This window comes from Streptomyces alboniger (genome assembly GCF_008704395.1).
Taxonomy (GTDB): Bacteria; Actinomycetota; Actinomycetes; order Streptomycetales; family Streptomycetaceae; genus Streptomyces; species Streptomyces alboniger.
The window spans coordinates 6,269,526-6,294,107 of record NZ_CP023695.1 but is presented as its reverse complement, the minus strand read 5'-3'; the positions used below and the strand labels follow the sequence as shown (position 1 = coordinate 6,294,107).

General features: G+C 73.2%; 18 protein-coding genes. 7 read left to right on the top strand and 11 right to left on the bottom strand.

Features of this window, described 5'->3' with window-relative positions; genetic code table 11:
- Window positions 1-4: 4 nt before the first annotated feature.
- On the top strand, window positions 5-829 hold the full coding sequence (locus CP975_RS27760; protein ID WP_055532540.1) for a PaaX family transcriptional regulator: 825 nt from the start codon (window positions 5-7) through the stop codon (window positions 827-829).
- A gap of 7 nt (window positions 830-836) precedes the next feature.
- On the opposite strand, the gene CP975_RS27755 is transcribed toward CP975_RS27760, so the two are convergent.
- A complete protein-coding gene (locus tag CP975_RS27755; protein ID WP_055532546.1) occupies window positions 837-3,107 on the bottom strand; it encodes a bifunctional salicylyl-CoA 5-hydroxylase/oxidoreductase in 2,271 nt (756 codons plus the stop codon).
- Window positions 3,108-3,469: 362 nt separating this feature from the next.
- Window positions 3,470-4,297, bottom strand: coding sequence for an enoyl-CoA hydratase family protein (locus CP975_RS27745; protein WP_055532542.1), 828 nt, complete (start codon window positions 4,295-4,297; stop codon window positions 3,470-3,472).
- A 312-nt stretch (window positions 4,298-4,609) separates the two neighbouring features.
- On the opposite strand from CP975_RS27745, the gene CP975_RS27740 reads away from it, so the two are divergent.
- Window positions 4,610-5,056 carry an ATP-binding protein gene (locus CP975_RS27740; protein ID WP_051819394.1) on the top strand — a complete coding sequence of 149 codons (447 nt, stop codon included), beginning with the start codon at window positions 4,610-4,612 and terminating at the stop codon, window positions 5,054-5,056.
- On the opposite strand, the gene CP975_RS27735 is transcribed toward CP975_RS27740, so the two are convergent.
- The 7 genes from CP975_RS27735 to CP975_RS27705 form a co-directional block, all read right to left on the bottom strand.
- Complete coding sequence (locus tag CP975_RS27735; protein ID WP_150477466.1) at window positions 5,049-8,075, bottom strand: hypothetical protein; 3,027 nt, start codon at window positions 8,073-8,075, stop codon at window positions 5,049-5,051. The genes CP975_RS27740 and CP975_RS27735 overlap by 8 nt on opposite strands.
- Window positions 8,076-8,204: 129 nt before the next feature.
- Entirely contained in the window at window positions 8,205-8,990 is a 786-nt protein-coding gene (locus CP975_RS27730) for a S1 family peptidase (RefSeq protein WP_055527332.1), read from the bottom strand.
- Window positions 8,991-9,006: 16 nt separating this feature from the next.
- Complete coding sequence (locus CP975_RS27725; protein WP_055527330.1) at window positions 9,007-9,306, bottom strand: trypco2 family protein; 300 nt, start codon at window positions 9,304-9,306, stop codon at window positions 9,007-9,009.
- A 71-nt stretch (window positions 9,307-9,377) separates the two neighbouring features.
- Window positions 9,378-10,823: an amino acid permease gene (locus tag CP975_RS27720; protein WP_055527328.1), complete on the bottom strand. Its 1,446-nt coding sequence runs from the start codon at window positions 10,821-10,823 to the stop codon at window positions 9,378-9,380.
- Between the two features lie 89 nt (window positions 10,824-10,912).
- A complete protein-coding gene (locus CP975_RS27715; protein WP_055527326.1) occupies window positions 10,913-12,145 on the bottom strand; it encodes an arginine deiminase in 1,233 nt (410 codons plus the stop codon).
- A 76-nt stretch (window positions 12,146-12,221) separates the two neighbouring features.
- Window positions 12,222-14,804, bottom strand: coding sequence for a polynucleotide kinase-phosphatase (locus CP975_RS27710; protein ID WP_055527324.1), 2,583 nt, complete (start codon window positions 14,802-14,804; stop codon window positions 12,222-12,224).
- Window positions 14,801-16,315 (bottom strand): 3' terminal RNA ribose 2'-O-methyltransferase Hen1, encoded by a 1,515-nt coding sequence (locus CP975_RS27705; RefSeq protein ID WP_055527323.1) that lies wholly within the window; start codon window positions 16,313-16,315, stop codon window positions 14,801-14,803. The genes CP975_RS27710 and CP975_RS27705 overlap by 4 nt, the downstream gene beginning before the upstream one ends.
- A 406-nt stretch (window positions 16,316-16,721) precedes the next feature.
- Between CP975_RS27705 and CP975_RS27700 the strand changes: the two genes are divergently transcribed.
- The 5 genes from CP975_RS27700 (at window position 16,722) to CP975_RS27680 (ending at window position 21,436) form a co-directional block, all read left to right on the top strand.
- Entirely contained in the window at window positions 16,722-17,135 is a 414-nt protein-coding gene (locus CP975_RS27700) for a hypothetical protein (protein WP_055527321.1), read from the top strand.
- 136 nt (window positions 17,136-17,271) lie between these two features.
- Window positions 17,272-17,874 (top strand): flavodoxin family protein, encoded by a 603-nt coding sequence (locus CP975_RS27695; protein WP_055527320.1) that lies wholly within the window; start codon window positions 17,272-17,274, stop codon window positions 17,872-17,874.
- Between the two features lie 148 nt (window positions 17,875-18,022).
- Entirely contained in the window at window positions 18,023-18,706 is a 684-nt protein-coding gene (locus tag CP975_RS27690) for a response regulator transcription factor (protein ID WP_055527318.1), read from the top strand.
- Window positions 18,707-18,752: 46 nt separating this feature from the next.
- Window positions 18,753-19,376, top strand: a complete 624-nt coding sequence (locus tag CP975_RS27685; RefSeq protein ID WP_055527316.1) for a Pvc16 family protein — start codon at window positions 18,753-18,755, stop codon at window positions 19,374-19,376.
- On the top strand, window positions 19,373-21,436 hold the full coding sequence (locus CP975_RS27680) for an AAA family ATPase (RefSeq protein ID WP_150477464.1): 2,064 nt from the start codon (window positions 19,373-19,375) through the stop codon (window positions 21,434-21,436). The genes CP975_RS27685 and CP975_RS27680 overlap by 4 nt, the downstream gene beginning before the upstream one ends.
- Window positions 21,437-21,541: 105 nt before the next feature.
- Here the strand turns inward: CP975_RS27680 and CP975_RS27675 are convergent, their stop codons facing one another.
- Together CP975_RS27675 and CP975_RS27670 are read right to left on the bottom strand one after the other, a co-directional pair.
- The gene (locus CP975_RS27675) at window positions 21,542-22,933 is read right to left on the bottom strand and encodes an RICIN domain-containing protein (RefSeq protein ID WP_150477463.1); all 1,392 of its coding nucleotides are present in this window, start codon (window positions 22,931-22,933) and stop codon (window positions 21,542-21,544) included.
- Window positions 22,930-24,573 carry a peptidoglycan-binding domain-containing protein gene (locus CP975_RS27670; RefSeq protein ID WP_150477462.1) on the bottom strand — a complete coding sequence of 548 codons (1,644 nt, stop codon included), beginning with the start codon at window positions 24,571-24,573 and terminating at the stop codon, window positions 22,930-22,932. Before CP975_RS27670 ends, CP975_RS27675 begins: the two co-directional genes overlap by 4 nt.
- Window positions 24,574-24,582 lie beyond the last annotated feature (9 nt).

Here is a 24,582-nt window from a genome sequence, read left to right as displayed (position 1 = left end):
TCACGTGTCCGAGCAGCACACTCCACGGTCCCTGATCGTCACCTTCTACGGCGCCTACGGCCGGGCCGCACCCGGCCCGGTCCCGGTGGCCGAGCTGGTGCGCCTCCTCGCGCCGGCCGGCGTCGACGCGCCCTCCGTGCGCTCGTCGGTGTCACGGCTCAAGCGGCGCGGCCTCCTCGTGCCGGCGCGCACGGAGGCGGGCGCGGCGGGCTACGCCCTCTCCCCCGACGCCCGTCAACTGCTGGACGACGGCGACCGCCGTATCTACGGCACCACGGCGGCCGGGGCGCGGGAGGGCGGCTGGGTCCTCGCCGTCTTCTCGGTGCCCGAGGCGGAGCGGCACAAGCGGCACGTGCTGCGCTCCCGTCTCGCGGGCCTCGGTTTCGGCACCGCGGCGCCGGGCGTCTGGATCGCCCCCGCGCACCTCTACGAGGAGACAAGGCACACCCTGGAGCGCCTTCAACTTTCCTCGTACGTCGATCTGTTCCGCGGTGAGCACCTGGGCTTCGCCGCGACGGCGGAGGCGGTGGCCCGCTGGTGGGACCTCGCCGCGCTGGCCAAGCAGCACGAGGCGTTCCTGGACCGCCACGAGCCCGTCCTTCGCTCCTGGCAGGCGCGCGGGGACGCTCCCCCGGCGCCCGAGGAGGCCTACCGCGACTACCTCCTGGCCCTGGACTCCTGGCGCCAACTCCCCTACGCGGACCCGGGACTGCCCGCCGACCTCCTCCCGCGGAACTGGCCCGGCGCACGGTCGGCGGCGGTGTTCGCGGCGCTGGACGGGCTGCTGCGGCAGGCGGGGGCGCGGTTCGTGTCGCCCGATACCGCCTGACGCTCCATCATCTATTGAGTGACAGGCGGGGTTTCGGGGCGTCCGTGCGTCCCGTCTGCGGGCGGCGGCTGCCCGCGCGGTACTGGAGGGGCCAGGGGGCGCCCGGGCCCTGGTAGCCCTGCTCGGCTGCCGCGTGCAGGGTCCAGTGGGGGTCGTAGAGGTGGGGGCGGGCCAGTGCGCAGAGGTCCGTACGGCCCGCGAGGAGCAGGGAGTTGACGTCGTCCCAGGAGGAGATGGCGCCCACCGTGAGGACGGGGATGCCTGTTTCGTTGCGGATGCGGTCGGCGTACGGCGTCTGGTAGGAGCGGCCGTACGCGGGGCGTTCGTCGGAGACGACCTGGCCCGTCGACACGTCGATGGCGTCGGCGCCGTGCGCGGCGAAGGCGCGGGCGATCTCGACGGCGTCCTCGGCCGTGGTGCCGCCGTCGGCCCAGTCGGTGGCCGAGATGCGGACCGTCATGGGTTTCTCTTCCGGCCACACCTCTCGTATCGCGTCGAAGACTTCGAGGGGGAAGCGGAGTCGGGCGGTGAGGGTGCCGCCGTACGCGTCCGTGCGGTGGTTGGTGAGCGGGGAGAGGAATCCTGACAGCAAGTAGCCGTGGGCACAGTGGAGTTCGAGGAGGTCGAAGCCGGCGAGGTCGGCGCGGCGGGCCGCCGCGACGAACTGTTCGCGGATCTCCGTCAGACCGGCGCGGGAGAGTTCGCGCGGGGTCTGGCTCGCGGGCTTGTACGGGAGCGGGGAGGGCGCGCTGAGCGGCCAGTTGCCATCGGGCAGCGGGTCGTCGATGCCGTCCCACATGAGTTTCGTGGAGCCTTTGCGGCCCGAGTGGCCCAGCTGTACGCCGATGGCCGTGCCGGGCGCCCGGGTGTGGGCGAAGTCGGTGATCCTGCGCCAGGCCGCGGCCTGTTCGGCGGTGTAGAGCCCGGTGCAGCCCGGTGTGATGCGGCCGCGCTCGCTGACGCACACCATCTCGGTCATGACCAGGCCCGCGCCGCCGAGCGCCCTGGCGCCGAGGTGGACGAGGTGGAAGTCGCCGGGAACGCCGTCCTCGGCGGAGTACATGTCCATCGGGGAGACCACGACGCGGTTGCGCAGGGTGAGGCCGCGCAGGGTGAAGGGCGTGAACATGGGGGGCGTACCGTCCGGGCAGCCGAACTCGTCCTCCACGGAACGGGTGAAGTGCGCGTCGCGCAGGCGGAGGTTGTCGTGGGTGACGCGGCGGCTGCGGGTGAGGAGGTTGAACGCGAACTGGCGCGGCGGCTGGTCGAGGTAGTCGGGCAGCCGCTCGAACCACTCCAGGCTGGCGCAGGCCGCCCGCTGCGTGGACTCGACCACGGGGCGGCGTTCGGTCTCGTACGCCTGGAGGGCGCTCGGGATGTCCGGCTGCTCCTGGAGGCAGGCCGCGAGCGCCAGGGCGTCCTCGACGGCGAGCTTGGTGCCGGAGCCGATGGAGAAGTGGGCGGTGTGCGCGGCGTCGCCGAGCAGGACCGTGTTGCCGTGGGACCAGCGGGAGTTGACGACCGTACGGAAGTTGATCCAGGCGGATTTGTTGCCGCGCAGGGGGCGGCCGCCGAGCGCCTCCGTGAAGATCTTGGCGCAGCGGGCGGTGGATTCGCGCTCGTCCAGTCCGTCGAAGCCGGCCGCCTCCCAGACCTCCTCCCGCATCTCGACGATGACGGTGGACGCGCCGCGACCGGCGGCGGAGAAGGGGTAGCCGTGCAGCTGCATCACGCCGTACTCGGTCTCGGCGATCTCGAAGCGGAAGGCGTCGAAGGCGAAGTCGGCGGCCAGCCAGATGTACCGGCAGCGGTGCGTCGTGACGCTCGGGCCGAAGGCTTCGGCGTGCGCCTCGCGGGTGAGGCTGTGCACGCCGTCGGCGGCGACGACCAGGTCGTAGGCGGTGGCGAGGGTGGCGGCGGGCTCCGCCTCCGTACGGAAGCGGAGCTGGACGCCGAGGTCGCGGCAGCGTGCGTGCAGGATCTCCAGAAGCCTGCGCCGCCCGAGCGCGGCGAAGCCGTGGCCGCCGGAGGTGTGGCGCCGGTCGCGGTGCACGATGTCGATGTCGTCCCAGCGTACGAACTCGGCCTGGAGGGCGGCGTAGACGGCCGGGTCGGCGTGCTCGATGCCACCCAGCGTCTCGTCCGAGAGGACGACGCCGAAGCCGAAGGTGTCGTCGGGCGCGTTGCGCTCCCACACGGTCACCTCGCGGGCGGGGTCGAGCCGCTTGAGCAGCGCGGCGGCGTAGAGGCCGCCGGGGCCGCCGCCTATGACGGCGATGCGGTGCGCCTCGGGCGGGGTGGACGGCTTGGGCGCCTGGGTGGCGCGGGGAGCCTGGACGACGCCGGGAGCCTGGACGGCGCCAGAAGCCTGGGCGGCGCCCTGTGCCTCCGGATAGTGGGGGGTCTCGGCCGGGCCAGGCCCCTCCTCCGAACCGGTGGGAGGGGGACGGTCGGCCGCTGCGCGCGGCGGGAGCGGGGCCGGTCCGGCGCCCGTTCCCGGCGCGTCCGCTGCGTACCGCTTGCCCGCCGCGGTGGACTCCGGGAGTGACACGGATCCGGCGGGCACCGCCGGCTCCTCCGGCGCCCCGGCCCCCACGCCGGCCGGCGGAAGCGGCACCGCCCCGTCGGGCGCCCCCGCCCTCACCGGCCCCGCCACTTCGGCGGGCGCTTCTCTGTGAACGAGGCGTGGAACTCGGCGTAGTCCTCGCCGTTCATGAGCAGTGCCTGGGTCGCCGCGTCCAGTTCCACCGACGCCGCCAGGGGCATGTCCAGTTCGGAGGTGAGCAGCGCCTTGGTCTGGGCGTACGCGAGGGCCGGACCGTCGGCGAGGCGGCGGGCCAGGGCGTGGGCGGACTCCGCGGCCTTGCCCTCGTCCGTCAACTCACTGATCAGGCCGATCCGTTCGGCCTCCGCGGCGCGCACCGCGTCGCCCAGCATCAGCAGCCGCGTGGCGTGGCCGAGGCCGACGACACGGGGCAGGAGGTAGGCGGCGCCCATGTCGCCTCCGGAGAGCCCCACGCGGGTGAAGAGGAAGGAGAAGCGGGCGCTCGGGTCCGCGACGCGGAAGTCCGCGGCGAGGGCGAGCACGGCGCCCGCGCCCGCGGCCACTCCGTGCACGGCGGCGATCACCGGGAAGGGGCACTCCCTGATGGCCCGCACGACCTGCCCCGTCATGCGGTTGAAGTCGAGGAGCTGGGCGGTGTCCATGGCGAGCGTCGCGCCGATGATCTCGTCGACGTCCCCGCCCGAGCAGAACCCGCGCCCCTCGCCGCCGAGCACCAGGGCGCGTACGGACTTGTCGCGGGACAGTTCGGCGAGGAGGTCGCGCAGGTCGGCGTAGGCGCCGAAGGTGAGGGCGTTGAGCTTGTCGGGGCGGGCGAGGGTGACCGTGGCGACCCCGTCGTCGACGGCGAGGCGCAGATGCCGCCAGTCGGGGGTGCGGGAAGCGGAGCCGGTGAAGGGACTCATCAGGTGCGGCCTCCTGGGCCTCGGGGCTGAGCGAGCAGCGAACACCGAGCGAGCAGCGGGCGAGCAGTGAGCTAGCTGCGGGCGAGCAAGAGGCGGGCAGCCGGGCGAGCCGCCGACAGCGTCGCTTCCCTCGAAGCTATCACCTGTTCGTGACTGTCGTCATGAGTACGCGATACACCAGACGCGCGACAGGGAGGATTCGAGGGGGCCGGACGTCCCGCACACGCCCGACCGTCGTCCCTGTCGACATAGCGCTTAAGATTCGTACGGTTGAAAGCAGGATCGCCTGCTGCTCTGAACGGACCCCCCGCCTTGCACGAGCCCGCCTCCCCCGCCTCCTGGCGCATCGCGCTGCCGCACACCACGGCAGCCGTGCCCGTCGCGCGCGCCCTGGTCCGTACCGCGCTGACCGACATCGAGTCGTCCGCCGACACCGACACCGCGGAACTGCTCACCGCGGAACTGGTCGCCAACGCCGTCGAGCACACCAGGGGGCAGGACCCGATAGAGCTGGTGATCGAGCTGCTGCCCACCGGCTGCCAGGTCGAGGTGCACGACTCCAGCCCGCTGCCGCCCGGCGATCTCACCGCCCCCTGCCCGCCCGAGGAGCCCGACCCCTGGCAGGAGCACGGCCGCGGTCTCCTCCTGATCCGCACCCTCAGCTCATCGTGCGGGCACCGGCCCACCGAGTCCGGCAAAGCGGTGTGGTTCACGCTCCCCACCCGCGGGTGCGCGGGCGGTGGGCCCGGGGTCAGCTGAGCCGGCGGAGCACGGCCGCGCCGATGCGGCGGACCGCCGCCGGATCCAGCAGGGCGAGCGCGGGCAGCGCCCGCCACCAGTCCTCACGTACCAGCAGCTCACGGATCAGACGCTCGGCGCCCGCGCGGTCCACCGCCAGGGGCCGGTCCGTGTAGGAGTCCAGGACCAGCAGGCGGCGCAGGAGCGACGGTCCGGCGGCGACCGAGCCGCCCAGCGAGTGCCACTCCCTGCCGCCGCCCAGGAGGGCCAGGGCCGCCGTGGCCAGAAACGGTCCCGTCGACCGCTCCGGCACCACGCACTCGCGCTCGGCATCGGGAACGCCCAGCAGGAACTCCGTCATCGCCCAGAGGGCCCCGGCCTCCGCGTGCTCCGGGCTCTCCGACCACGCGTCCCTGCGCCGCCACCGCTTGAGCAGCCCGATCGCCTCGTCGCGGTCGGTGGCCGCCAGCGCGAGGACGGCCGACGCCCGTTCGAACGGCGAGGCCAGCCAGTGCGTCGACGACGCCCTCGGCACCAGCGCCCGCGCACGCGGCGACGTGCGGGCCGCGGACCGCACCCGGGCCGCGATCCAGAAGCGCACCGCGTCCGGCTGCCCCCAGAGCGTCGCCGCGAGGCCCGCCCACCACGCGGCCGGGGAAACCGCGTGGCCCGGGTTGCCGTCGGTGGCCTCGGCGCGCGCCCGCTCCGCGTACCGCGCCCGGCGCGGATCACCCGGTGGCAGCTGCCGGATCAGCGAGGCGAAGCAGAAAGCGGCCACTTCGCCCTGGCGCTTCCCGGCGAGGACGGCGGCGTGGTCCACTCCCTTCACCCGGGCCAGTACGTCCAGATAGTCGGAGAAGTGTGTGAACGCGCTCGGCGACAGCCGCAGTCCCGCCCGCCGCATCGTCCGCTTCACCTCGACCCCTCCCTCCGCGCGCCAGAGCAGGTCCATCAGCCACCGCTCCGTCCGGGACTGCACGTAACCGGAGAGCCGGGCGGCCAGGTCCGCGTCCCCGGCGAGCGCGAGGGCTTCGGGAAGCACCGGGAGCAGCGGGAGCAGCGCGGCGTGATCGCTGTCGGAGCCGCGGGAGCGCTCCGCGAGGGTCCTGGCGAGGGCTGCCGCCTCATCGGGCGCCGTGGCCGCGAGGCCGAGGGCGATGGCGGCTTCCACCTCCGCCGCCTTCGTAGCCTCCAGCACGCACGCGGCCTGCCGGGCCTCGGCGGTCCGGCCCGCCAGCCCGAGGGTCTGCCCCAGACAGCGGCGCATCTCGGAGTTGAAGGCCGGCAGGGCGACCTCGGCTCCCTCCTCGGCGGCCGCGCCGAGCGCGAAGATGCCGCCGGTCTCCTCACCGGCGGCCTGGCGGATATGTGCGAGGGCGGGGTGAACCTCCACGGTAAAAGGGCTGCGCAGCCGGACCCGGCGCACGAGCCTTCGCGCGCGTTCCGGCTCGGCCCGTGCGATCAGAGCGGCCAGGCAGGCCAGCGAGTGCCCCGCGCGTCGATAGGGCACCTGTTCCGCCGCCCGCAGAAGCCGCTCGCTGCGCGCCGGTGACTCCTCGCGGACCGCGAGCGCCGCGCAGCCGAGGAGCAGGGCCCGGTCGGGCTGCGCCCGCAGGCGGTCCGCCAACTCCTGAGCCACGTCGGCCAGTTCCGTCACGTCCATGAGCGTGCCCGCGCGGGCACGCTCGGCCAGGGTACGCAGCACGAGGGCCCGCTCCCAGCCGTCCGGGGGCCGCAGCGCCTCGGCCAGGGCGGCGTGCGGCTCCCCCGCCCTGATGAGCCCGGTCACCCGGTCCACGCAGAACCCGACGTGTTCGTACGCGTAGACCTCCGCGCCGCCGACCCGCCGCAGCGCCAGGCTCTCGGTCTCCGCGGCCACGCTCCGGGCAAGGCGCGGGTCGGGCACCGCCGCATGGGCCACCATCCGGGCCAGGGCGCGCTGTCGGGCTTCCGGGTCGATCAGGGAACGGGCCATGCCCTCTGCCTGGGCCCGCCGCCCGAGCGCCGCCCACACGGCGGGCAAGTACTCCGGCAGGACGCCGCCCCTGTGCCCCAACCGGTCGTTCAGGAGCGCGAGTTCTCCGACGGTCCCGAGGTCGCCGCCCGGCGTCGCGACGAGCCGTCTGCGGGCCGCCTGGACGTCGGCGCGGGCGACGGCGTCGCTCCCGGTTACGGCGAGGAGCCTCTCCTGGCGGAGCGGGTCGGTGATCGTGGCGAGGTAGCGCTCCAGGTCGTCGCCGGACGCGAGGAGCCTGCCATACGTGTGCAGGAGGTACCCGGGAGTGCCTTCGGGCCAGCCCCGCTCGCGGTACTCGTCGGCCCAGGCGTGGATGCGGTCGCGGTACCCCGCGACGGCCGGGCCGAGCGCCTGCGCGGCCTGTTCGCGCAGGGTCTCGTGAGCGAAGAGGTACCCCTTCTCCTCCTCCAGGTCCCAGCGCGTACGGGTCTCCAGGCTGCGGCCGAACACGCTGGAGAGCCGGGCCTCCAACTCGTAGGGCAGCAGCCGCGTCAGCTCCACGAGGTCGCGGAGGGTGAGGCCGCCCTGCGCGGCGGTGACCAGGCCGAGGAGGTCCACCTGCGCACGGTCGCCGCGCAGCGCCTCGTGCAGCTCGCGCTTGGCCTCCTCCCGCGTGTGGCGGGCGAATTCGTTCGCGTCGAGCTGCCTGCGGGGGCAGTGCCGCAGCGGGTGGTCGCCCGGCACGTCCAGGGGCACGCCGGGGTGCGGGCGGCTGGTCACGAGGACACGGACGTTGGCGGGCGGGCGGGGCGGCAGCAGGGCCGCGATGCTCGGGCGGGGGCTGCCGGGGCGCGCGCCGCGGTCCTCGTCGAGGCCGTCGACGACGAGGAGCAGCGTCTCGTCCCGTTCGGCGAGGCGCTCGGCGGCCCGCTCCAGGAGGAGCCGGCGCAGCGCGTCGCGGCCGGCGGGCGCCGCCTCGGCGCCCGCGATGCCCGCGAGGGGCGCGAGCTGGGCGATCAGGGCGTCGGTGAAGGCGTCGCTGTCGGCCTGTTCGGCCCAGCGGGCGGTGACGAAGAACGACACCGTGCGGACTCCCGCGGGCGGGTGCAGGACGAAGGTCGAGGCGAGGGCCGTCTTGCCGCTCCAGGGCAGGGCCTGCCACCACTGGTAGGGCTCGTCGCGCCCCGCGCAGAAGGTGACGAGTTCCTCGATCTACCCCTCCCTGGCGACGAGCCGGGGCGGCGCGATGTCGCGCACCTGCCGCACATGCGCGCTCTGGGCGAGTGTGCCGCCGTCCAGGGGCAGTACGTCGCGCAGGTCGCCGCCGGGGCCGACGCGCACGTCGATCAGGGCCTCCAGAGCGGCCTGTTCAGCGGCACCGAGCCGCTCGTGCCAGCGGTCGATGCGGAGCACGGCGAGGCTGCCGAGGCCGTCCGCGCGGTGGTGTCTGGCGACGATGCCGACGAGCCGTTCACCGCTGAAGACGGGCGCGCCGGACATCCCCTCCCAGGGCGAGCGGTCCGGGTCGGGGTCCCGGTCCGGGGGCGGGACGCGCAGGTCGAGGGTGCCCTCTCGACGGTTGCCGAGGACGGCGGCGGAGCCCTGTGCGTGGCAGGAGTCGCGGTAGGCGAGGGCGGCGCCCGTCGGGTCGGTACGCAGCTTGTGGCGGGGGAAACCGAGGGTCGTACAGCGCAGGACGGCGTCGCGTTCGCCGATGCCGCCGAGGAGGAGCGGGCCGTCCGCCTTCTCCTCCGCCACCGTGAGCAGGGCCGCGTCGGTGTCGGCGTGGGACCAGGCGACGGCCGCCCGGTGGGTGCGCTCGCCCGGCCGGTCGGCGTCGAAGCGGACGTCCACCGTCCGCGCGCCGCGTACGACGTGGTCGGCGGTGAGGACCAGGCCGTCACGGACGAGGCAGCCGGTGCCGCGGCGCCGCTCGCCGTGCACGGTCGTCACGATGATCTCGGCGATCCGCCGGACGTCCAGACCGGGTGTGCTCACCGCTCCCCCGTGCCGGTCAGCGCTCGCGCTCCGTCTCGGGGCCCGCGATCTCGGGCGGCCCGGACTGTCCGGTGATCTTCGGGTGCAGGGTGAGGGAGATGCGGTGGGTCTCACTGCGGGCGATCCGGGCGTCCGCGCCCGCGTCGAGCACCCAGAAGCGGACCTTGGCGTCGGCTCCTCCCGAGCGTTCGACGGCGACGGACGCCTCGACCTCGACGGGCCCCAGTTCGAACCGCAGCCGGTGCCCGGCGCCCGCCCTCATGGCCTCGTCCAGTTCCCGCCTCAACTCGGCGATGACTTCGGAGAGTTCAATCACGGCCGCCCCCTCGCTCCCGTGCCGCCGGCCCCCGTGCCCCGCGGCCTCCCGTGCCGCCCGGCCGGATCAGCTTACTGGGCGGACCCCCCGTTCAGGGCCTGATCGGCCGCCTTCGCCAGACGGGAGCCGCGTCGCCCGTAGAGCGCGTACACGACGGCGCCGACCGCCAGGAAGACGGCGAACTGCACCCACGTCGACCAGCCCGTGCCCCAGATCAGATAGAGGCAGAAACCCACACCGAGGAGGGGGCTCACGGGGTAGAACGGCACCCGGAAGGTGCGCCGCAGGCCGGGGTGCGAGCGGCGCAGGGCGAGCACCGCGATGTTCACCACGGCCATGATCGCGAGCGTGCCGATGGTGGTCAGGCCGACCACCACGTCGAGCGAGGAGAAGGCCGCGGGGACGGCGACGACGGCCGCGACGATCCAGGTGTTGGCGACAGGCGTCGAGGTCCGCGGCGAGACGCGTTCGAAGACACGCGGCATGAGGCCGTCGCGGGACATCGACATCAGGATGCGGGTCTGGCCGTACATCACGGCGAGGACGACGGACGCGATGGCGACGACCGCGCCGAAGGCGATGACGCCGCCGCCGACGGTCGACCCCGTGACCTCGTTGACGACGAGTGAGAGCGCGGCGGGCTTGTCCGCCACGGCGTCCGAGCCGAGCGCGCCGATGGCCGCGAGCGCCACCGCGACGTACAGCAGGGTGACCACGCCGATGCAGATCATGATCGCGAGCGGAATGTTCCGCCGCGGGTCCTTGACCTCCTCGCCGGCCGTGGTGACGGCGTCGAAGCCGATGAAGGAGAAGAAGGCGAGCGAGGCGCCCGCGGTGATGCCGGAGACGCCCGCGCCCGCGAACGGCGTGAGGTTGCCGTCCTCGAACGCGGTGAACGCGATGGCCAGGAAGAGCAGCAGGATGCCGATCTTCAGCACCGCCATGGCGGCCGTTGCACCGGCGCTCTCGCGGATGCCGCGCACCAGGAGGACGGCGGCGAGCAGGATGACGACGACGGCGGGGAGGTTCACCGCGCCGCCCTCACCGGGGCCCGCGGACAGGGCGGCGGGCAGCTCCCAGCCGGTGAGACTGTTCAGGAGTTCGTTGAGGTACTGGCTCCAGCCGACGGCGACCGCCGAGACCGAGACGCCGTACTCCAGGAACAGGCACCAGCCCACGAGGAACGCGACGCGCTCGCCGAGGGAGGCGTACGCGAACGAGTACGAGCTGCCCGACACCGGGATCGCGCCACCCAGCTCGGCGAACGAGAACGCGGTGAAGATGCAGGTGACCGCCGCGAGAACGAACGAGACGGCGACGGCGGGACCCGCCTCGGCCACGGAGTCGGACAGTCCGACGAAGATGCCGGTGCCGACGATGGCACCGACGCCGAAGCACACGAGCTGGAAGAGCCCCATGGTCCGTTTGAGGCCGTGCCCCTCGAGGTCCGCGCCCGATTCGGCGACGAGCTGGTCGGGGGACTTGATGCGAAGCCCGTTCGGACTCTTGGGGCTCATGGGGTGGTTCTCGTTTCTGGTGGTGCTGGTGTCACGGGGCTCCGCGCGGGCCCCGAATGCGCGCTTTCCGACGTTACGCCCCCGGTACGTTACGCCCCCGGTACCGCCTCCCTCTCCACCGGGCAGCTCATGCACCGCGGCCCGCCCCGGCCGCGCCCCAGCTCGCTCCCGAGGATCTCGATCACCTCGATGCCCTGCTTGCGCAGATACGTGTTGGTGGTCGCGTTCCTCTCGTACGCGACCACCACGCCCGGTTCGACGGCGAGGACGTTGCAGCCGTCGTCCCACTGCTCGCGCTCGGCGGCGTGCACGTCCTGCGTGGCCGTGAGCACCCGGATCGAGTCGAGGCCGAGCGCGGCGGCGATGGCCCGGTGCATGTTCTCGGGCGGGTGGTCGGTGACCTTCAACTCCCGCTCCCCGACGCCCGGTTCGATGGTGTACGAGCGGAGCATGCCCAGACCCGCGTACTGCGTGAAGGTGTCGCCGTCGACCATCGTCATGACCGTGTCGAGGTGCATGAACGCGCGCCGCTTCGGCATGTCGAGGGCCACGATCGTCTGTGCGGAGCCCGCCGCGAACAGCTTGTGCGCGAGCATCTCGACGGCCTGCGGGGTGGTGCGCTCGCTCATGCCGATGAGCACCGCGCCCCTGCCGATGACCAGGACGTCGCCGCCCTCGATGGTCGAGGGGTAGTCGGCCTGGCCCTCCGACCAGACGTTGAAGTCGCCGTCCCGGAACAGCGGGTGGTGGCGGTAGATCGCCTCGAAGTGCACGGTCTCGCGCTGCCGGGCGGGCCAGCGCATCGCGTTGATGGATACGCCGTCGTAGATCCAGGCGGAGGTGTCGCGGGTGAAGAGGTGGTTGGGCAGCGGGCCGAGCAGGAAGTCGTCCAGGTCCATGCAGTGGAAGCGCACGGACGTCGGCTCGGCGTGCCGCTCAAGGAACTCCCGCTTCGTCATGCCGCCGACCAGTGCCTCCGCGAGTTCGGCGGACGGCAGCGTCTCGAACGCGGCGCGCAGGTGGTCCGTGGCCAGCGGGCCGTACTCCTTCTCGTCGAAGACCCGGTCGAGGACGACGAGGCGGGCCGCCGGCACGTCCAGGGTCTCGGTCAGCAGGTCGCCGAAGAGGTGCACCTCGACGCCCCGGTCGCGCAGCACGTCCGCGAAGCCGTCGTGCTCCTGGCGGGCCCTGCGCACCCAGAGGACGTCATCGAAGAGCAGCGCGTCCTTGTTGCTCGGAGTCAGCCGCTTGAGCTCCAGATCGGGGCGGTGCAGTATGACGCGGCGCAGCCGCCCGGCCTCGGAGTCGACATGGAATCCCATGGGGTCCATCTTTCCCCGGCCGGACGGCCTACGCGCGGTCAACACGGCACCTGGTGACGGATCGGCGCCTCGGCTTTCAGAGCCGCGGGTCCACCGGTTCCGACTCCAGGGCCAGCACCGCGAACACCGCTTCGTGGACGCGCCACAGCGGCTCGCCCTCCGCGAGGCGGTCGAGGGCCTCCAGGCCGAGCGCGTACTCGCGCGTGGCGAGCGAGCGCTTGTGGCCGAGGGAGCGGTCCCGCAGCTTCTCCAGGTTCTCCGGGCGGGTGTACTCCGGGCCGTAGATGATCCGCAGGTACTCCCAGCCGCGGCACTTGATGCCGGGCTGCACCAGCCGCCCCTGGTCGTTCCTGACCAGGGCCGTGAGCGGCTTGACGACCATGCCCTCGCCGCCGCGGCTGGTCATCTCCAGCCACCAGTCGACGCCCGCCCGCACCGACGACTCGTCGCCGGTGTCGACGTAGAGGCGACGGGTGGTCTGGAGCAGGCCGCTCTGGTCGTGCTCCACCATGCGGTCGATCAGCGCCAGTTGTTCGTCGTGCGCGAGCGCGGCGAGGCTGCGGCCCCGGACGGCCAGGATCTGGAACGGCGCGAGCCGTACGCCCTCCAGGCCCTCAGTGGGCCAGCAGTAGCGGCGGTAGGCGTCGGTGAACGCGGCGGCGTCCGCGGCGCGTTCACGCTGGCTCGCGAGCAGCGCGTCCGCGTCGACGCCCCGCGCCGTGGCGGCCTCCAGGGCGGCCAGCGCGCCGGGGAAGACTGCTCCGGAGGCGGCGCCGACGGCCGCGTACTGCGTGCGGAGCAGGCCGGATGCCTTCAGGGACCACGGCATCAGCTCGGCGTCGAGCAGCAGCCAGTCCGTGTCCAGCTCCTCCCACAGGCCGGCGTCCGTGACGGCGGCGCGCAGCCTGGCCAGTATCTCCTCCGTCGTGGACGCGTCGCCGAAGAAGGGGCGGCCGGTGCGGGTGTAGAGGGAGCCGGTCGGGCCCTCCTCGACGCCGAACCGCTCGCGGGCCACGGCCGCGTCGCGGCAGACCAGGGCGACCGCGCGCGAGCCCATGTGCTTCTCCTCGCACACCACGCGGGCGACGCCGTCCCGCGCGTACGAGGCGAAGGCCTCGGCCGGGTGCTCCAGGTAGGCGTCCCTGCGCGAGGTGGCGGTGGGTGCCATCGTCGGCGGCAGGTAAGGCAGCAGGCGCGGGTCGACGGCGAAGCGGCTCATGACCTCAAGGGCCGCCGCCGCGTTCTCCTCGCGCACGGCGACGCGGCCCGCGTGCCTGGTCTCCACCACCCGGCGGCCGTGCACGTCGGACAGGTCGAGCGGGCGCCCGTCATGGCCGCCCGGCGCCTCGGTGCGCAGCGGCTTGGCGGGTTCGTACCAGACCCGCTCGGCGGGCACGTCGACCAGCTCGCGCTCCGGCCATCGCAGCGCGGTCAGCTTGCCGCCGAAGACGGCGCCGGTGTCCAGGCAGATGGTGTTGTTCAGCCAGCTCGCGGTGGGCACGGGGGTGTGGCCGTAGACTACCGCGGCCTTGCCGCGGTAGTCCTCGGCCCAGGGGTAGCGCACCGGCAGCCCGAACTCGTCTGTCTCGCCGGTGGTGTCGCCGTACAGCGCGTGCGAGCGGACCCGCCCGGACGTGCGCCCGTGGTACTTCTCGGGCAGGCCGGCGTGGCAGACCACCAGCTTGCCGCCGTCGAGGACGTAGTGCGACACGAGGCCGTCGACGAACTCCCTCACCTGGGTGCGGAATTCGTCGCTCTCCCGCTCCAGCTGCTCGACGGTCTCGGCGAGTCCGTGGGTGTGCTGGACGCCGCGGCCCTTGAGGTAGCGGCCGAGCTTGTTCTCGTGGTTGCCGGGCACGCACAGCGCGGTGCCCGCGGCGACCATCGCCATGACGCGGCGCAGCACGCCCGGGGTGTCCGGGCCGCGGTCGACGAGGTCGCCGACGAAGACGGCCGTACGTCCTTCGGGGTGCGCCCCGTCGACGTATCCGAGCTTGCCGAGGAGGGCCTCCAGTTCGAGGGCGCAGCCGTGGATGTCGCCGATGATGTCGAAGGGGCCGGTGAGGTGGGACAGGTCGTTGTAGCGCTTCTCGGTGACGATCTCGGCCGCCTCGATCTCCGCGACGCCCCGCAGGACGTGCACCTTGCGGAAGCCCTCGCGCTCCAAGTGGCGCAGGGAGCGGCGCAGTTCGCGCTGGTGGCGCTGGATGACGCGGCGCGGCAGTCCGGCCCGGTCCGCGCGGAGCGCGTTGCGGGCGGCGCAGACCTCTTCGGGCACGTCGAGCACGATGGCGATGGGCAGCACGTCGTGCGCACGGGCCAGCTCGATCAGCTGCTTGCGGCTGTCGCTCTGTACGTTCGTGGCGTCGACGACCGTACGACGGCCGGCGGCGAGGCGCTTGCCCGCGATGTAGTGCAGTACGTCGAAGGCGTCGCGGCTGGCGCTCTGGTCGTTCTCGTCGTCGGCGACGAGGCCGCGGCAGAAGTCGCTGGAGATCACCTCGGTGGCCTTGAAGTGCCGCCGCCCGAAGGTGGACTTGCCTGATCCGGTGGCGCCGACGAGGACGACGAGGGAGAGGTCGGTGACGGGCAGGATCCGTCCCGCGCGCGGCGCTCCGGTGCCGCTGCTGGTGGTGCTGGTGCTGGTGTCGTCGGTCATGCCGCCCGTACCCCCCTCGTGTTCTTCTCGGTCGTCGTCGCGGCCGGGCGGGTCTGCTCGGTCTGCTCGGTCCGGGTGAAGACCGCCATCTGGGTGGGCGGCCCCACTTCGGGATCGTCGTCCCCCACGGGTATGAACTCCACTCCGTACCCGTGGCGTTGGGCTACCTCGTGCGCCCACGCCCCGAACTCCTCGCGCGTCCACTCGAAGCGGTGGTCGCCGTGGCGCGTGTGGCCGGCGGGGAGCGTTTCCCAGCGGACGTTGTACTCGACGTTGGGCGTGGTCACCAGGACCGTGCGGGGGCGGGCGGAGCCGAACACCGCGTACTCCAGGGCGGGCAGCCGCTCCACGTCGACGTGTTCGATGACCTCGCTGAGCACCGCCGCGTCGTACCCCTTGAGCCGCTTGTCGGTGTACGCCAGCGAGCCCTGGAGGAGCTTGACGCGCTCCGCCTGGCGCTCGCCCATACGGTCCAGTCCCAGCCGCCGCGAGGCGACGGTCAACGCGCGCATGGACACGTCGATCCCGACGATCTCGGTGAACCGGGTGTCCTTGAGCAGCGCCTGCACCAACTGGCCCTGCCCGCAGCCCAGGTCGAGCACGCGGGCCGCGCCCGCGGCGGTGAGCGCCGCGAGGATCGCCTCGCGGCGGCGGACGGCGAGCGGTACGGGCTTCTCCTCGGTGTCGGACCGCTCGTCGACGGCGTTGTCGATCTCCTCGACGTCCGTGTCGTCCGCGTCGGCGAGGCGCACCAGCTCCAGGCGTTCCCTCGCCTCGCGCGTCAGGGACCAGCGCCGCGCCAGGTAGCGGCTGGTGATGACCTGCTGTTCCGGGTGGTCCGCGAGCCAGCCCTCACCGGCCCGCAGCAGCTTGTCGACCTCGTCCGGGGACACCCAGTAGTGCTTGGCGTCGTCGAGGACGGGCAGCAGGACGTACAGGTGGCGCAGTGCCTCGCCGAGGGTCAGCTTCCCGTCGGGCGCGTCGAGTACGAGACCGACGTACCGCGAGTCGCCCCACTCCGGAAAGCGCTCGTCCAGCGGGACCGGCGTGACCGCCACCGTCCAGCCCAGCGGCTCGAACAGCGCCCGTACCAGCTCGGCGCCTCCGCGTGCGGGCAGCGCGGGCACCTCGACGCGCAGCGGCAGTGGCTGCGCGGCCCGCTCGGGCCGCGCGGTGCACACGCCGCGCATCGCGCTGGAGAACACCGCGCTCAGCGCGACGGCGAGCAGCGACGACGCGGCGTAGGGCCGGTCGTTCACGTACTGCGCGAGCGCCGCGTCGGGCGCCCCGCCGCGCCCCTTGCCCTTACCGCGCCGTACGAGGGCGACGGGATCGACTTCCAGGAGCAGCGCGGCCGTGCAGCGCTCCTCGCTCGCCTCGGGGTAGAAGACGTGCGCGGTGCCGTAGGAGGTGGAGAACGCCTGCGTCCTGCCGGGGTGCTTGTGCAGCAGGAACCCGAGGTCGGTCGCGGGGCGTTCGGGGATGCCGGTGGTGCTGATCGTCAGGAACACGGTGGGTTGGCCTCGAAACGGGGGCTGGGTGGAAGTACGCCCCGGAGACATGACCGCGGCCCCTCGTCGGGCTCGCGGCCGTACGCGCGCCGCGCCACGGTCACCCGCCCGCGCGGCGCCCCATCCCCGGCGCGCACCCTCAACGTACCGCGCCCTCCGCGGGCGTACCCGGGAATTTTCCCTCGTCAGGGCGGTGGGGAGGTGTCGCGCGAGGACCGGGTGCGGCCGCCGCCCGGCGTGCGCCCCCCGGCGGAAGGCCGGGCGGATGTGCCGGCTGCTTTTCCTCTCTGCGCGCCGTGTGCGCTCCCTCGGAGGGGTTCGGTCGGCGCGCACGCCGGTGATACGCCTGTTGGCAGTCCTACTCGAGCGCGTGCTCGTACGCGCGGCATCGCAGAGGAGTGATCGTATGGCGTCGTTCGACACAGGACGGTTGTGTGCGATCGTCAAGATCCTGGACAAGGCGAGCACCCACCTGCGGGAGGCCGCGGTGGAGTGCGCGGCGGCGGGCTCCACGACAGCCGCCCCCCGGCAGGACCCGGATCCCACCGCGACCGGTATCGCCGCTCTGCTGGACGTCTCGGAGCACGCGTCGGTCGGCGTGCGGCGTGCCCTCCTGCACATCAACAACGGCGAGGCGCAGCGCGCCCAGCACGAACTGGACGCGGTGCGGGTCGAACCGTCCGGGGTGGTCTTCGCCCCGGCGGGCCTGCCCCGGCCGCTGCCCCCGCGCGTGGCCACGGCGCTCCGTCTGATGCTGGGGATCAGCGGGTTCTTCCCCTCCGAGACGGAGCAGGTCCTCGTGCGGGCCGCCGTGCAGTAGCCGGCGGGGGCGGGACGGCGCGGCGCGCGGACCCGGGCCGCGCGGATGCCGTCGCCGGCGTGCGCGGTGATGTTTCGTACGCGACGATCAGGTAACTGGAGGCCTCCCACCGTATCCGTCTGATGAAGGAGTCCCCGTGCGCGCCCTGGCACTCGTCTGCACCCTCTCCCCCTCGCCGTCCCCTTCCAGCAGTGAGCTGCTGGCCGGCCAGGTGCTGGCCGAACTGGAGAAGCTGGAGGTGAGCGTGGAGTCGGTGCGGGTCGCCGACCACGACGTGAAGTCCGGCATCTCCACCGACCTGGGCGACGGGGACGCCTGGCCCGCGCTGCGCGAGAAGGTCCTCGCGGCCGACATCCTGCTCCTGGCCACGCCGATCTGGCTCGGTCACCCTTCGAGCATCTGCCAGCGCGTCATGGAGCGGCTGAACGCCGAGTCCGAGACCGACGACCAGGGCCGCCCCCTGATCCACGGCAAGGTGGCGGCCGTGGCGGTCGTGGGCAACGAGGACGGCGCGCACAAGGTGAGCGCCGATGTCTTCCAGGGGCTCAACGACATCGGCTTCAGCCTCGCGCCGGGAGCCGTGACCTACTGGGTGGGCGAGGCCCAGCAGGGCACCGACTACCAGGATCTGGACAAGACCCCCGACGCCGTCGCCGACACCACCCGGGCCCTCGCGGCGAACACCGTGCACCTCGCGCGGCTGCTGAGCGGGGCCCCGTACCCGCCCCCGGCCTCGTGACCACTAACGTTCACTCACGTCCGCTCACGTCGTCCACTCACGCCCACTCACGTCCGTAGACATCCGCGTTGATCCATCGGCAATCGTTTATTGATCGACCCCGGTCACCCTGTGCCCGTCGCTATTCGGGGGAAGACAGGGAACACCAGTGTCGGATACACGCATATCGGTGGCCGTGCACGCCACCGACCCCCTCAGCCGGGCCGGGGTGATCAGTCACCTCCAGCACCAGCCCAGCGTCGAGCTGGTGGACCGCGCCGGGGACATCTCACAGACGCCTCGGACCCCGCACGAAGCGGCGCCCGCACCGGAGCGGGTCGCCGTCATGCTCGTCGACCGGCTCGACGACCTCGCGGGCACGGAGCTGCGCCGTCTCGCCAGAGCCGCCGAGCAGCGCGTCGTACTGATCGCGAGGGAACTGCGTGAGCCGGAGCTGCTCGCGGTCGTCGAATGCGGCGTACGGGCCATCCTCTGGCGGCACCAGGCGACCCCGCAGAAACTGCTGCGGGCCGTGCACAGCGCGGCGCGGGGCGAGGGGGAGCTGCCGCCCGACCTCATCAACCGGCTCATGACCCAGCTGGGGCGGCTGCGGCTCTCGGCGCTCGACTCCTCGCCGTCCGGCGGCGCGCTCGTACCGACGCTGGGCATGGCGCCCCGCGAGGTGGACGTGGTGCGGCTGATCGCGGAGGGCCTGGACACCAAACAGATCTCGGAGAAGCTCGCCTACTCCGAGCGGACCGTCAAGAACGTGCTGCACGCGCTGATGACGCGCCTACAGCTGCAGAACCGCGCGCATGCCGTCGCGTACGCGCTGCGGGAGGGATACATCTGATGCCGTCGATCCACCGCCTCCGACCCCTCGGGCCGGGGGCTTCGACGTGATCCACGAAGTGGACGAGGCGCTGCGGCAGTTGCTGCGCGGAGCGCTTCCCGAAGGAACCGGCGACGTCGTCTTCGAGGCGCCGACCCGGGACTGGGCCGCGCGCCGCAACGCGCCCACCCTCAATTCATACCTCTACGACATCCGCGAGGACGTCGCCCGGCGCGAGCGCGGAGCATACGCCGAGCGCGGGCCGGACGGCAGGGTGCTGCGCAGGCGGCAGCCGCCGCGCTGGTTCCGGCTCTCTTACCTGCTCACCGCCTGGACCAACCGCCCCGAGGACGAGCACCGGCTCCTCTCGGCGGCCCTCGGCACCCTGCTCGCCCACGAACTGCTCCCGCCGGACCGGCTCCCCGCGGCCCTCACCGCGCTGGGTGCGCCGCTGCCGCTCGGCGTCGCGGTGCCTCCCGAGTCCCGCTCCATCGCGGACATCTGGTCGGCGCTCGGCGGTGAGCTGAAGCCGTCGCTGGACGTGGTGGTCATCGTGCCGTTCCCGGTGTCGCCCGCGTACGACGTGGCGCCGCCGGTCACCGAGGGTGCCGTCGTCGTGCGCGGCATCGACGGCGAGCCGGGCGACTCACGGCCCCGGCCGCTGCGGATCAGGCCGGAGAGTACGCGGTGAGCGCCCCCTCCGAAGGGGTGCTCGCGCTGCTCGACGAGCTACGCGGGCGAGTGGCGGAGCTGGTCGAGCGGCGCGGGTCCGACGACCCGACGGCGGCGGATCCGCTGCGCGGCCTGTACGTGTCGCCCGAGACCGCTCAGCGGCTGGCGACGGCTTCCCCGCCGGCCCCGGCATCCGCGCCCCGTCCCTTGGAGGGCGAACCGGGCGGCTCGATGGGCGCGTTGGCGGAGCTGTTCGGCCTCGCGCCGCTGGACCGGCAGATTCTGCTGGCCGCCCTCGCGCCCGATGTGGACCGCCGTTTCGAGCCGCTGTACGGCTTCCTCAACGACGACGTGGGGCGGCGCAGGGCGACGGTCGCGCTGGCCCTCGACCTCGCGGGCACCGGGCCGCACGACCCGGCGGCCCGCGCCCGCTTCCACCCCGGTGCGCCGCTGCGGGCCGCGGGGCTCCTCACCCTCGACGAGGAGGACAGGCCACTGCCGGGGCGCGCGCTACGGGTGCCCGAGCGGGTGGTGGCGTGGCTGCTCGGGGACGAGGCGCTGGATCCCGAACTCGTCGGACCTTCCGTCGAGTTGTTGTCGCCGACGGATTCACCAGGGGCCGATCCAGAAGTGGCTGATCCGCTGGCCGCGCGCCTCGCGGAACTCGCCGCCGCCCGGCCCGTCCTCGTCCATCTGCGTGAGCGCAGGGAGGAGACCGCCGCCGATCCGGTGGTCGCTGCGCTGCGTGCCGCCGGGCTGCCGGTGCTGCGCCACCTGCCCCCGGCCGGGGGCTCGGAGGCCGGGACCGCCGTCGCGCTGGTGCGCGAGGCACGGCTGCGGGGGGCCGCGCTCGTCGTGGCGCCGCTCCCGCCCGATCCCGGCGCCCTGGTGCGGTCCCTGGCGACGGGAGACGTGCCGGTGGTGTTCATCGGGAGCGAGCCGTACGACCCCGGGTGGGCGCCCGACGCGGGACTGCTCGCGCTGGACGCACCGCCGCGTGCCGGCATCGACGCGCCCCGCGCGTGGCGTGCCGAACTCGCCCGGCACGCGCCCGCCGACGCACCGAGCCCCGACTCCGCCCCCGGCTCCGACCTCGGATTCGACCTCGGATTCGACCTCGGCGAGGCAGTCGCCCCCTACCGGCTCGGTCCCGCGCAGATCCGCCGGGCCGCACGGGCCACCGCCGCCCTGGCCGCGTTCGACGGCACCGCGCCGACCGCCGCACACGTCCAGGGCAGCGCACGCCGGCAATCCGCGCCGCTCCTGGACAAGCACGCCCGGCGGATCAGGCCCGAGGTCGGCTTCGAGGACCTCGTACTTCCCGAAGAACCACTCGGCATGCTCCGCGAGTTGACGCAACGGGCCCGGCACCGCGACAAGGTGCTCGGCGAGTGGCGGCTGCGGACCGGGGGCGGGCGCGGGCGCGGGGTGATCGCCCTGTTCGCCGGGGACTCCGGCACCGGCAAGACGCTGTCGGCCGAGGTGGTGGCCGGTGAACTGGGCCTGGACCTCTACGTCGTGGACCTCTCCGCGGTGGTCGACAAGTACATCGGCGAGACCGAGAAGAACCTGGAGAAGATCTTCGTCGAGGCGGACCGCACGGACTCCGTGCTGCTCTTCGACGAGGCCGACGCCGTCTTCGGCAAGCGCTCGGAGGTCAAGAGCTCACACGACCGGTACGCCAACCTGGAGAGCGCCTATCTGCTCCAGCGCCTGGAGGCGTTCGACGGGATCGCCGTGCTCACCACCAATCTGCGCGCGAACATCGACGACGCGTTCACGCGGCGTCTGGACCTCGTGGTCGACTTCCCGTTCCCCGACGTCGAGCAGCGTGTCGCGCTGTGGCGGGCCTGCCTGGCCGGTACGCCCTGCGCACCCGACCTGGATGACGACCTCACTCTGTGCGCCAAGGAGTTCGAGCTGGCGGGCGGCGGCATCCGGTCGGCCGCGGTGACCGCCGCCTATCTGGCGGCGGGGCGCGGCGGCCCGGTCTCGGGCGCGGACGTACGGGCCGGGGCGCGCCGCGAGTACCGCAAGATGGGCCGGCTTGAGCCGGGCACCTCACTGCCCTGGCAGTGAGGTGGTGCGGTGGCGCGTCGGGGGAGACACGCCACCGCACCACGTTCTGTTCCGGGGCCTCTTCCGAGGCCGCTCCGGGGTTTGTTCCAGGGTTTGTTCCAGGGCTTATTCCGGCCAGTCGGAGATCGTCCAGCCCATGCTCTTGCGGTCGTCGCACTTCCACGTGACCGCGCTCGTGTCGTTCTGCATGTCGACGAGGCACTCTCCGGACCCGACGGCCACGATCCGCGTCAGCCCGTCGCCGCGCTTCTCCAGCTTCCACTTCTGGTTGTCCGGCAGTCGGCCGGACTCGATGTTCTCCGGGGGCGCGTGGAAGATCTGGGCGATGTTGGTGTTGACCTTCTGGTCCAGGACGGCGCCCGGGGCGCTCGCGGGTTCCAGGGCGTACGTGTCGGACTCGGGGTAGTGGTGCAGGATCCAGTCCTGGTTCTCGCCGAACTCGTCCGTGAGGGAAGGGTTCTGGCCGACGTACGTACCGTCGGCCTCCTCCCCCTGCTTGACCTCCAGGTACCAGCCGCTGCCCTCGGCACTGCGAATCGTGTGCGTCGTGGGGCCCTCGGGCTCGTCCTTCTTCTTCTCGCCGCCGCCCGGCCTGGACTTCGGCGCCTCGTCCTTGTCCTCGTCCGGCGGCGCGGGCTCCTCCGCCTTCTTCTCCTCCTCGGAGGCGCTGGGCTTGGGGCTCGGCGCCGGCTTCATGCCGTCGCCCTGCGGGAGTCGCTGCTGCTTGCCGGGCTTCTCCCGGGCTTGGCTGGCCAGGCCCGGCTTGTGCTGGAACCACATCACGGCGCCCGCCACACCCAGCGCGACCAGGACCGAGAAGACCGCCATCACCCAGCGCGGGAACACCGACGGCTGTACGTAGGTGCCGCGCAGCTCCACCGGATCGGGCACCCCGGCCCGGAGCACGGAGACCGTGAACGGATGCTTCTGGGTGCCGCCGACCCAGCTCACCGCGCCGGGCTTCAGGTTCAGCCGGGCGAACCCGGCGCGCCCCGGGGCGACCTGGACCGAGCCGGGCTCGGCCTCGACCTGCAGTTCCTCGCCGTTCTCCCGGCCGGAGAAGGAGGCGGTCAGCTGCTGGTTGCCGAGGTTGTCGACGGCCACCGACGCCTTGGCGCGCAGTCGGCCGCGTACGACTAACGGCACTAATTCCGTGCGGAGTTCGGTGAACGGGCCCACGGTGACCTGGCCCTCGACGACGTCCCCGGTGTGCGGCGCCTCGCGTGGCCGTACCCGGACGCCGAACGGCGTCGGGCCCGCCTGCGCGTCCGGGGTCCGCGGCGGCGCCAGCTCGACCTCGGCGGTGGCCTCGGCACCCGGGTACAGGCGCAGCACGTCGGGCTGGACGCGGGCCCAGCCCGCCGCGTCACCGACCACCTGGAGGCGGTACTCCTCAACGGTGTCGCCCGTGTTGCGCACGCGCAGCCGCACGCTCGCGGTGGAGCCGGGCTCCACGCTGGTGGCGTCGGGTTCCAGCGCCGTCCACATCTCGCTCACCGTCCCACCACGCCGGGGTTCTTCACACTGCCGCCGACCATCGCGCGCAGGGTGGCGCTGTCCGCGACGCCCGTCCTCGGGAGGCCGACGGCGCCCTGGTACTCCCTGATGTGGCCGGCGGTGCCGCTGTCGTACCGGGCCGTGGTGGGCGGGGTACGGCCGTTCTCGAAGTAGGCGACGCCGTGCTCGGCGTACGCCCGGTCGCGGTTCAGGTCGTCGTTGCTGATGCCGGCCTGCGAGGCCCACCAGAACGCCGCCTTCAGCTGCACGACCTCCCAGTTGTCGGCACCGGAGCGGACGTCGTCGGCGCGGATTCCCTGCGCCCACAGGGAGGTGAGGGTGGCCCTGCCGAGGGTGCCCTTGTCGTCGGTGGCGAAGATCTGCGCGGTGTTGTTGCCGCTGCTGCGGCCGGACCGGATGACCGCCTCCTGGTAGCAGATCAGCGAGGCCTCGGTGTTGGCGTCGATGACGCCGGGCGTCCAGCGGCCGTCGAGCGTGCAGGAGTTCCTGGAGCCGAGGGCGGCGAGGCGGCGCTGGGCGTATTCGACGACGACGTCGGGCTTGTAGCCCCGCTTCCACGGCGGCCCCGCCTTGACGCGGGCGGCGCTGCCGCCACCGGACTTCGACGTACCGCCGCCGCCTCCGCCGCCGTCCCGCCCACCACCGTCCCCGCCACCGCCGGCGCCGCCCCCACCGCCGCCGCTGCCGCCGCCGGACGAGCCCGACGAACCGCCCTCGCCGCCTCCGCCGCCGGATGCCCCGCCGCCACCGCGGTCCGAGGCGTCGACGACCTTCTTCCCCTTCGGGGGCGGCGGGGCGTCCCCGAGCTTGTCCTTCTCGCCGCCCTGCGGGGCCGTGTCGGGGGCCGCGGCGGCCTGGTTCTCCCGCGCGGAGCCCGTCAGCTTGGGCGCGAAGGAGAACCAGAACACCGCGAACGCGATGGCGAGGGCCGCGAGGACACTGCCGAGCGCGAGGAGCCAGCGTGGCAGGACCGCACGCTGGTCGAAGCTGCCCGGCAGCTCGTACGCGGTCTCGTCGCCGGAGCGGCGCACGGCGACGGTGAGGGGGTGCGCCTGCGCGGGGCCCGTCCACCGCACCTGCTGCGGACGGACTGTCATGCGGGCGAACGCCGCCCGTCCGGGGGCGACTTGGATGCTCGTGGGCAGGACGTCGAAGGTGAGCCGGTCGGTGTCGTCGCGGGCGATCAGCGACGCGGTGAGCGGGGTGTTGCCGAGGTTGTCCACGGCGACGGAGGCCCGGCCGCGGAAACGTCCGACGATGGTGGGCGGAAGGAGTTCCGCCCGTATCTCGGAGAAGGGCGCGACGGTGACCTGGCCCTCGACGACATCGCGGGACTCGGGGTGCTCACGGGGCTCGACGCGGATGCCGAACGGCGTCGGCCCTGCGGTCGAGTCCGGCGAGCGGGGAGGCGCGAAGGAGATCTCGGCCGTTCCCTCGCTGCCCGGGTAGAGGCGCAGCACCTCCGGTTCGACGCGGGACCAGCCCGCCGGGGTGCCGACCACCCCGAGCCTGTACTCCTCGACCGTGTCTCCCGTATTGCGTATGCGAAGCCGTACGGTCGCTCGGCCACCGGGGTCAACGGTCACCGCGGCCGGGTCAAGGGAGTTCCACCACGTCATACGGGCACG

Coding starts and splice junctions, on each gene's coding strand:
- CP975_RS27720 (WP_055527328.1), bottom strand. CDS start 10,823: ATGAGCCCCAAGAGTCCGAACGGGCTTCGCATCAAGTCCCCCGACCAG.
- CP975_RS27715 (WP_055527326.1), bottom strand. CDS start 12,145: ATGGGATTCCATGTCGACTCCGAGGCCGGGCGGCTGCGCCGCGTCATA.
- CP975_RS27700 (WP_055527321.1), top strand. CDS start 16,722: ATGGCGTCGTTCGACACAGGACGGTTGTGTGCGATCGTCAAGATCCTG.
- CP975_RS27670 (WP_150477462.1), bottom strand. CDS start 24,573: ATGACGTGGTGGAACTCCCTTGACCCGGCCGCGGTGACCGTTGACCCC.
- CP975_RS27710 (WP_055527324.1), bottom strand. CDS start 14,804: ATGACCGACGACACCAGCACCAGCACCACCAGCAGCGGCACCGGAGCG.
- CP975_RS27745 (WP_055532542.1), bottom strand. CDS start 4,297: ATGAGTCCCTTCACCGGCTCCGCTTCCCGCACCCCCGACTGGCGGCAT.